The organism is Polaromonas sp. P1_G2, assembly GCF_056405515.1.
This window is the reverse complement of record NZ_JBFUBY010001742.1, coordinates 1-361: the sequence shown is the minus strand read 5'-3', so window position 1 is coordinate 361 and position 361 is coordinate 1. Positions and strand designations below refer to the sequence as shown.

1 protein-coding gene is annotated in these 361 nt (G+C 65.0%); it reads right to left on the bottom strand.

The genetic code is table 11. The annotated features are described in order from the left end of the window. Nucleotides 1-267 (bottom strand): aldo/keto reductase (locus AC1D0P_RS32385; protein ID WP_477680463.1); only part of this gene is annotated, 267 nt, incomplete at its 3' end. Nucleotides 268-361 lie beyond the last annotated feature (94 nt).

The following is a 361-nucleotide window of genomic DNA, read 5'->3' as shown; positions in this document are numbered from 1 at the left end:
GCGGCGGGCATTCCAGGGATAGACCTTGCTGACCAGGAAGACATCCGGACGCCGCCCCCGGATCGCCTCGCCGACGATCTCCTCTGCGCCGCCCTCGGCATACATTTCGGCGGTGTCGATCAGCGTCATGCCGAGGTCGATGCCGGCCTTGAGGCTGTCGATCTCGCGCGCGGCATCGGCCTTGCGCTCGCCCATATTCCAGGTGCCCTGGCCAAGGGCTGCRACCTCGCGACCATCCGGCAGCCTGACGCGTGGTATTTCGGACATTCTTGCCTCTCAGTTCGGACTTCCAGCCGCAGCATAAGCAAGCCTCGGTCCGCGGCACAAGCCGGTTCAGGCGTTGAACTGCCGGTACCAAGTG